The organism is Fulvivirga lutimaris (assembly GCF_009711525.1).
Taxonomy (GTDB): domain Bacteria; phylum Bacteroidota; class Bacteroidia; order Cytophagales; family Cyclobacteriaceae; genus Fulvivirga; species Fulvivirga lutimaris.
The window spans coordinates 22,489-29,312 of sequence record NZ_SMLV01000422.1; the positions used below are offsets into that span (position 1 = coordinate 22,489).

The 6,824-nt window shown below is 38.6% G+C and carries 6 protein-coding genes and 1 pseudogene; 2 read left to right on the forward strand and 5 right to left on the reverse strand.

Annotated features, from left to right (window positions below; translation table 11 throughout):
- Positions 1–22 precede the first annotated feature (22 nt).
- The 5 genes from E1140_RS17185 to E1140_RS17205 form a co-directional block, all read right to left on the reverse strand.
- The gene (locus E1140_RS17185; RefSeq protein ID WP_155186813.1) at positions 23–2,413 is read right to left on the reverse strand and encodes a TonB-dependent receptor; all 2,391 of its coding nucleotides are present in this window, start codon (positions 2,411–2,413) and stop codon (positions 23–25) included.
- An 83-nt stretch (positions 2,414–2,496) separates the two neighbouring features.
- Positions 2,497–2,850: an MmcQ/YjbR family DNA-binding protein gene (locus E1140_RS17190; RefSeq protein WP_185153652.1), complete on the reverse strand. Its 354-nt coding sequence runs from the start codon at positions 2,848–2,850 to the stop codon at positions 2,497–2,499.
- Positions 2,850–3,101, reverse strand: coding sequence for a DUF6728 family protein (locus E1140_RS21850; RefSeq protein WP_343034266.1), 252 nt, complete (start codon positions 3,099–3,101; stop codon positions 2,850–2,852). Before E1140_RS21850 ends, E1140_RS17190 begins: the two co-directional genes overlap by 1 nt.
- Entirely contained in the window at positions 3,064–5,052 is a 1,989-nt protein-coding gene (gene ispG / locus E1140_RS17200; protein ID WP_155186819.1) for a (E)-4-hydroxy-3-methylbut-2-enyl-diphosphate synthase, read from the reverse strand. The genes E1140_RS21850 and ispG overlap by 38 nt, the downstream gene beginning before the upstream one ends.
- Positions 5,053–5,117: 65 nt before the next feature.
- Positions 5,118–5,822, reverse strand: coding sequence for an SDR family oxidoreductase (locus tag E1140_RS17205; protein ID WP_155186822.1), 705 nt, complete (start codon positions 5,820–5,822; stop codon positions 5,118–5,120).
- Positions 5,823–5,953: 131 nt separating this feature from the next.
- On the opposite strand from E1140_RS17205, the gene E1140_RS17210 reads away from it, so the two are divergent.
- Both E1140_RS17210 and E1140_RS21855 read left to right on the forward strand, forming a co-directional pair.
- Complete coding sequence (locus E1140_RS17210; protein WP_155186825.1) at positions 5,954–6,682, forward strand: MlaE family ABC transporter permease; 729 nt, start codon at positions 5,954–5,956, stop codon at positions 6,680–6,682.
- A pseudogene (locus tag E1140_RS21855) lies at positions 6,683–6,824 on the forward strand (ABC transporter ATP-binding protein); the annotation flags it as partial.

Below are 6,824 nucleotides of genomic sequence, written 5' to 3' on the forward strand. Positions count from 1 at the left end.
GACAGAGCCATATCTTTCGGAATCAAAAATCAAATACTAACCCAATAGAAGGCAACAAAGAACTGGCATCTAAATCTTCTATTTGCTTTAAAGTTCTCGGTTGAATGATATTCCCATCATCATCTCTGGTCAAGCCAAATGTAGGTTCTGAAGGACTTTGCTGAGAGAATAAATTTTGTAATTCAAGGAAAAGGTTAAATGTGAATCCCTTAAGATTCCACTTTTTATCTATTCTTAAATCGGTTTGATTAAAAGGATCGAGTGTTACAGTCCCCTGTCTTGAATAATCTCTAACTATAGCCGGATAATTTGCCAAGGTGGCGGCCTGATCTACTGGTGCGTAAGGTGTTTCACCCAGATACCGGACTCTGGCACTTATCTCCCAGTTTCTACCCAATTTATAGCCTCCGGTAAATGTCAATAGCGTGCCATTGTCCCAGGTTGATGATATATAGGTGTCTTTGTCAAAGGCAGTGTATTCACTTTTATAGAGCGTGTATGCCAGAATACCATAAAAGTTTTTGGTAAACTTCTTCTGAATTAAAAACTCAAGGCCGTATGTTCTTCCTAGTCCGACACTCAAAATAGGCTCATTCCCTAAAACCGAAAAATCACCTCCTAAATTTGCTAACGAAACACTATCAGTTACAGAAACAGGATAGTCGCTGTACTTTTTATAAAAGCCTTCAAGTGATATTCTGGTAGTAGGTGTTAGTAAGTGCTCCACTCCTGCTACAACATGATCACTTTGTATGTATTCAGCATCCTTGTTAGCGTAAACGCCATTATTGTCAATAAAACCTAGAATGGTATAAGGAGGTATTTTAAAATACCTACCTAAAGAAGCATTAGCCGTCCATTTGCCTTCAGTGTCTAACTTGTATGATATAGAAAATCTCGGACTTAATGTACTTAGGTCATTTCCATTTTCCGTAAAGGAGTTACCATCTAACCTGAGTCCACCTGAAATCCCTAGCCTTTCACTAAAGAAATTTCTTGATGCTTGAAAATAAAGACCATACCTCCAGAAATTCAGTTCATTACTGAATTGAAAACCATTGACTATGTCTTCTGTATTGTTGGAGTAGTCTGCATTCTGAATAATAGCACCTGAAGACAGTGTCCAGGCATCTGCAAACCTGGTATAATTATACCTGAGTTTAGTTTCTTGCTCCTGACTCACATTGGTCAAGTACAAATCTGTTTCCGTGGCTGGCTCTCTATATTGCTTAAAGTCATTATTCAGAATATTAGTGCTTAAGGCAGTTGTCATAAAGCCTTGTCCATTCTTAAATCTTCTCTTCCAACTAACCCCTGCCGTGGTACTCCATTGCTTTATAATAGGCAGCTGATCCAATGTGGCTTGCTGCTCCTCATCATAATCATCGGGAACGTTTATCGAGAAATCATCAATTGAACCAACACCAGTAATGGTCAGGTCGTTGTAGTCATCAATCTTGTGGTTGATCTTATATTGATAGTCCCAGTAATCTGGCAGGAATGGTAGATCTATCATCTTAAAAAGAAGTTGCAAATAAGACCTGCGTGCTGAAACAATAAAAGACGTACTGCTCTGCTCCTTGCCATTCTTAAAAAGAGGCCCTTCAAGTGTTAAGGCAGCTTCACTGCTACTTACTCTGATATTAGTCCTGAAATTTCGATTGTTACCGTTGCGTTGATCAAATTGCAGCACACCTGATAGCACATTATCATATTGAGCACCAAAAGAACTGGTAGTAAGGGTTACCCCTTCGAAAAAAGAAACATTAAGCAAACCTACCGGTCCACCAGCACTACCTTGGGTTGAGAAGTGGTTGATATTCGGAATCTCGATTCCATCCAGATAATAAACATTTTCATTGGGTGCACCACCTCTAATAATCACATCATTTCTAAAGCCGCCCACAGAACCACCAACTCCTGGTAAAGACTGAACAACCTTTGCAATGTCATTATTACCGCCAGGATATGTCGCTATCTCTTCTTGAGACAAGCGCTGCACTGACAGTGGTGTTTCCTGTAGTTTTTCAAATGGATTAGCCGTAATCTCAACACCTTCCAGCTCTTCAGCTGTCTCCTCAAGATCAAAATTCAGGTCGGGGTTACCTCCAGAGCGGATAACCACATTGTAAACATTTTGCGTTTTATAACCGACAAAAGAAGCTGCGATGGTATAGGTCTGTGGTTCTATATTTTCAATTTGATAAAAACCGTCTAAATCTGTGACAGCCCCAGTGTTAGTACCAACCAGCTGAACAGTAGCACCGATCAACGGCTCCTCTGTTTTTGCATCTTTAACATAGCCGGAAAGCGTGGCTTTGTTCTGCTGTATTGCCAAAGTGCTGTTAGAAAGAAAAAAGAGGACGAGGCCCAGTAATGCCTTTAAAAAAGTGTATTTAACTCCTGGATACATATTAAGCTTTAATTGCATTCAATGATTCAGCAAATTTTAACAGGGAAATAAAAAGATTGTTCCGAAATAAAAGAGGAATCATTTCAAAGTTTTGACCACTCCTCTTTTACCTTTTTTGGTAAACTATTCACTATTAGCTCATAAGAGTGGTCGATTAGCTCTAAAAATAATTTATCAGGAATGGTTCCATCCATCTCTATAGTATTCCAATGTGTTTTATTCATATGATAGCCCGGATTAATGCCATCATATTGTTCTCTAAGTTGTACTGACCACTCAGGATCACATTTTAGGTTTACACTGGTAAATAAATCTACATCGCAGAGCGCGAACATCTTATTCATTACCTTAAATACTAGTATGTTATTATCAAAAGGAAAGCTTTCTGTTACACCTGGCTTCTTGAGGCAGTACTCTCTGTAGAATTCAATATCCACTAAAACAAACGCTTTATTATTAAGTAAATAATACCAATGAGAAATACGCTCATCGAGATTTTATTGATAACGTGCATGGACTTGATACTAAAATTTGAAGGCCTGTTTGGGTCCTTTTTTCTAAAGAAATATCCAGCCACCTCTCCTAGTTGAAAGTAATCTTTCAGGGAGTTTTTATCCTCACTCTGATTTGTCTCTTTGCTATTCTCCATCTTAATTAGTCGTTTCTTCCAATTCAATCCAATTGCCATCCTGACGGATGATTTCTATTAATTCATCAACAGCTTTTTCTGAAGGTACACCACGCTTCATCACCTCTTTACCTTTGTAAAGTGTAATTTTTCCTTTGCCTGACCCTACATAACCATAGTCGGCATCTGCCATCTCACCCGGGCCATTAACAATACAACCCATTATACCTATCTTAATGCCTTTCAAGTGATCTGTGCGCTTTCTAATCATAGCTGTAGTCTCTTGAAGGTCAAACAATGTTCTTCCGCAAGACGGGCAAGAAATGTACTCCGTTTTGGTCATTCTGGTACGTGCTGCCTGCAGAATACCGAAAGTGGTTTTGTTATAAAGGTTAACCAGCTCAAGCTGATTTTCCTTATCTAACCCTGGAGCGCTGAGCTCTGTGCCAAGCATTGCTCCATCTCCAAAACCATCAATAAGCAAACCGCCAATATCTGTAGCTGAATAAATCTGAAGATGATCTTCACTGATTTTAGCATAGGCCCTTTTAATTACTACCGGTGTTTGAACACCTTGCTCAATAAACTCAAAGAAAGCTCTCCTTACTGCAGCCAGAGCATGCTGCTCAGTGGTTTCAAAAACCACCACAACATTTTCTGATGATTTCAATTTTAAAATCAGCTCATCAGATAAATCAACTGCTTCAACCAGCACAAAGTTGATTATTGAATGCAGTTTATCACCGCTTAAAAATTCATTGGCATTTAGTAATGGAAGTTTATTAGCATCATTTGAGTTTTTCCAAACATCATAATCCACTATTTCCTTTAGCCCATTAGGCAACATGAATGGAATAGTGTTTTTACCGGAATAGACATAGTCCGCACCAGTGTCATTCATTTTCCACTTATCAAGCTCCGGCAAATAAAAATGCCCGATTTGTTTAAGGTCTTTATAGTCCTCAATCCTTACCCGACTTAGATCTGCTATAACTCTTGGAACATTGGAGTCTCCAAAATTGGCCACTTCATGGGTCACCCTTCTGGAGTAGCTAAATGGATCAATCGGCAAGTTACCAACGGGCTTAATCTTAGTTTCAAGAGATCTATTCAAATAACGATCTACCATGATCTGAGCCACAGGTGCCTCAAACTCTGGCTCTTCGGTTAATGATACCCTAACAGTATCTCCAAGACCATCCTCCAACAATGTACCAATACCGACAGCACTCTTTATACGACCGTCTTCTCCTTCTCCAGCTTCTGTAACTCCCAGATGCAACGGATAAGGCTCAAAGCCCTCTTCATCTAACTTCTGAACAAGCAATCTATAAGCTTGCACCATTACCTGAGTATTGCTCGCTTTCATAGAAAGTACAATATCATGATAGTCAAGATCAGCACAAATTCTTAAAAATTCCAAAGCAGATTCTACCATACCAAGTGGCGTATCTCCATATCTGCTTAATATTCTATCAGATAAAGAGCCATGGTTAGTACCAATCCTCATCGCAGTGCCATTCTCTTTGCAAATTTTGACAAGCGGAGTAAACTTTTCCCTTATTCTTTCAAGCTCAGCATTGTAGGTTTCATCTGTGTACTCAATCTCCTCAAATCTCTTTTTATCAGCGTAATTCCCAGGATTAACCCTAACCTTTTCTACTATTTTAGCGGCTAGCTCAGCAGCATTTGGGGTGAAGTGAATATCAGCTACTAAAGGAACATTGCAGCCCCTTTTGGCCAATTCCTTCTTTATCTCATCAAGGTTTTGTGCCTCTTTAATACTTGGGGCAGTAATGCGTACATATTCACAGCCAGACTCCACCATTCTGAGCACCTGCTCCACACTTCCCATAGTGTCCATGGTATCGACCGTGGTCATAGATTGAACCCTGATGGGGTTATCTCCACCCATAGGCACATCTCCAATAACTACCTCTCTCGTCTTGCGTCTTGAATAGCCTGTAAGTGAATTACAATACTGCTTTGCTTTGATTACTTGCGTGTCCAAATTAATTTCTTTTTACGATACAAAGATAACCGATTTCGTCATTGAAAGTTCAAATTCAATAGCCACTAAAGGTCACCTAATTGTGGTCTCATTACTATTTCTTCTATAACTGTTCTATCAGACATAGTGTATGCATTAAAAACTGCATCAGCTACGTCTTCAGATTTCATAAACCGTTCTTCCGGGACGTCAGCACCTTCCCAGCTAGCTGTAAAAGTAGCTCCTGGCATAATAGATGTCACTCTAACATTATGCTCTTTCATTTCCTCTCTCAAAACCTTGCTCATACCCAGCATAGCAAATTTGGAAATACAGTATGACCCTCCATTAACATAAGGTACGAACGAAGCAGTAGAACAGATGTTAAAAATGTGCCCCGATTTTTCAGACTTCATTCCATGTATCAACCCACGCGTTAGGTGATATGCACTATATAGATTAGTATCAATCATTTGCTCAAGAGCACCATCTTCTTCTTCATGGACTGCTCCTGGTATAAACAAACCAGCATTATTGATCAACACATCAACATGTGCTGATATTTTAGCTATATCATCGACAAAACCAAGGACTTGATTCTTCTTACTCATATCTACTTTAAACGTATGAACACTGACTCCAAACTTTGAAGAAACTTCATTTGAAAGCTCTTTTAAATCCTCTTCATTTCTGGAACAGGTTATAATATCAAACTGCTGATCAGCAAACTTCTCAATCAATGCTTTGCCTATTCCTTTGGTGCCACCAGTAATTACTGCTAGTTTTTTCATGTTTATTCTGAGATTATCAATTAAAACGATTTAGGAACAAAATCATTTGTAGTATTATTGTTTAACTTTCGCAAGTTGGCTGATTTAACACTAAATAACATATGATAAATCGGTTAATTTTAAACTATTGAATGGAAACACTCGGGAAGTATTTTATTTTTTTAGGTAAACTGTTCGTTAATACTGAGAGTTTTAAAACCTACTTTAAGCTTACCATTGATGAGGCCATGAATATTGGAATCAACTCCATATTTCTGGTATCTCTGGTATCTTTCTTTATGGGTGCGGTAACTACCATTCAGACGGCTTACAATCTTATAAGCCCCCTAATTCCGGACTATGTTATCTCTTTAGTGGTCAGAGATATGACTATACTTGAGCTAGCGCCAACTATTATCGGAGTTATTTATGCTGGTAAAGTGGGTTCTAGTATGGCCAGTGGATTAGGTACGATGAGAATTACAGAGCAGATAGATGCTTTAGAAGTAATGGGAATCAACTCCACGAGCTATCTTGTGTTACCTAAAATATTAGGGTCTTTGCTTACATATCCTGTTTTAGTGATTATAGCTGGTTTGCTCAACATGGTTGGTGGCTATCTGGCAGGTGTTTTAACTGAGGTAATAACTCCTTACGAATACATCTATGGTATCCGTTTCGAGTTTAACCCATACACTGTCACTTTTGCACTTATAAAATCTGTTGTATTTGCTTTTTTAGTGGCCTCTATTTCTTCTTTTAAAGGATACTATACTGTTGGTGGTTCTTTAGAAGTAGGTAAAGCCAGTACTGCCGCAGTAACTCAAAGTGTAATTGCTATTTTATTGGCGGATTATCTTTTAGCACAATTGTTACTATAAATGATTAGAGTAGAAAATATCGCCAAAGCATTTAACGGAAAGGAAGTTCTTAAAGGGATTTCTGGAACATTCGAAAAAGGCAAACCAAACCTAATCATTGGATCGAGTGGAACAGGTAAGTCTGTTTTATTAAAATGCATGG

What these genes read in the sequence shown, in the direction of transcription:
- E1140_RS17185 (WP_155186813.1), bottom strand. Translation starts at nt 2,413, where the DNA reads ATGTATCCAGGAGTTAAATACACTTTTTTAAAGGCATTACTGGGCCTC.
- E1140_RS21850 (WP_343034266.1), bottom strand. Translation starts at nt 3,101, where the DNA reads ATGGCAATTGGATTGAATTGGAAGAAACGACTAATTAAGATGGAGAAT.
- E1140_RS17205 (WP_155186822.1), bottom strand. Translation starts at nt 5,822, where the DNA reads ATGAAAAAACTAGCAGTAATTACTGGTGGCACCAAAGGAATAGGCAAA.
- E1140_RS17210 (WP_155186825.1), top strand. Translation starts at nt 5,954, where the DNA reads ATGGAAACACTCGGGAAGTATTTTATTTTTTTAGGTAAACTGTTCGTT.